This window comes from Desulfonatronospira sp. MSAO_Bac3 (assembly GCF_003838035.1).
GTDB classification, from domain to species: domain Bacteria; phylum Desulfobacterota; class Desulfovibrionia; order Desulfovibrionales; family Desulfonatronovibrionaceae; genus Desulfonatronospira; species Desulfonatronospira thiodismutans.
Window position 1 is genome coordinate 1 of sequence record NZ_QYZY01000287.1, and the last position, 1109, is coordinate 1109.

3 protein-coding genes are annotated in these 1109 nt (G+C 50.2%); all 3 read left to right on the forward strand.

The genetic code is table 11. The features are described from left to right. On the forward strand, nucleotides 1–182 hold a 182-nt coding region (locus D5S03_RS09550; protein ID WP_287043703.1), incomplete at its 5' end, for a hypothetical protein. A 332-nt stretch (nucleotides 183–514) separates the two neighbouring features. Further along, entirely contained in the window at nucleotides 515–736 is a 222-nt protein-coding gene (locus D5S03_RS09555; protein WP_287043705.1) for a helix-turn-helix transcriptional regulator, read from the forward strand. 3 nt (nucleotides 737–739) lie between these two features. Beyond that, entirely contained in the window at nucleotides 740–1048 is a 309-nt protein-coding gene (locus tag D5S03_RS09560) for a HipA N-terminal domain-containing protein (protein WP_287043707.1), read from the forward strand. Nucleotides 1049–1109 lie beyond the last annotated feature (61 nt).

A 1109-nucleotide genomic window follows, 5' to 3' on the forward strand; every position in this document is an offset into this window, starting at 1 on the left:
GGAAGATCTTTTTTATTACCGCAACTCGCGGGAATGAAAAATTGAACTCTCTTCTCAGCGAGCTCTGCGCCTCAAGCGAGTCTTCGAGCGGGCGAGAGTCAAAAGAAAAGAATATCTCACGCCCGGGCCTAAGCGGCCCTAGAGCCGCCGAGCAAGGCACGAGGAAGAGAAAGCAGGAGTAAGAGGTTTAATATCCATATCCCCCGAGCCGGTGTATATGAACAACAAGCTCCCCTCCTGGTGCGGCAGACCCTTTTTCATTACTGCAACTCGCAGGAATGAAAAATAAAGACTTCTCTCTTCTCCCAGGCTCTGTGGCTCAAGCGATCCCGCTTTTAGCGGGAGAGCGGGTGAGAGATAAAAAGACTTCTTCTTTCCAACCTAAAATCCCGATCAGGAATATTTGCTTGCAATTCAAAGCTTCATAGGCTAATTCGACCCGATCAGGATTATCTTGATCTTAAAATGCTCGTGACAAACCATTTATTCCTCATCGGGATAAGCGAACAACATCATGACCCAACCAGTTGAAGATACCAGGAAGATTGGCCGGATAATATCCGAAAAACGAAAAGCTGACGGACTGACTCAGGCCCGGCTGGCCGCACTTTCCGGGGTAGGAGTGCGTTTTGTGGGGGAGTTGGAAAGAGGAAAACCCACGGCCCGTCTGGACAAGTTGTTTAAAGTTCTGGATGGCCTTGGCCTGTATCTGGATGTGAAGAAAAGGGGCGAATAAGTCATGGATGAGCCCCTGCTGGTCTATTTTAATGAAACATTAACCGGAAAACTATGGCTGGACGAAAACAGGACGTACCATTTCAGATACGACCCTGAATGGCTCCGGGATCCTCACTCCATACCCCTGTCTGTATCTCTTCCGCTGCAGGATGAAACAAACGCCGGCGATGCCGTGAAATTTTTCTTTGCCAACATTCTGCCTGAAGGCGCTGTCAGGGACAGGGTTGCGGCAAAGCTTGGCCTGTCTACAGAAAATATTTTCAGCCTGCTCAGGGAACTGGGAGGTGACTGTGCCGGGGCCACGGTTTGAGGGGAAGGCGAAGCGTGTTATTGACCGGAGGGGTGATCTCTGATGCATTGCTGGGACCCAC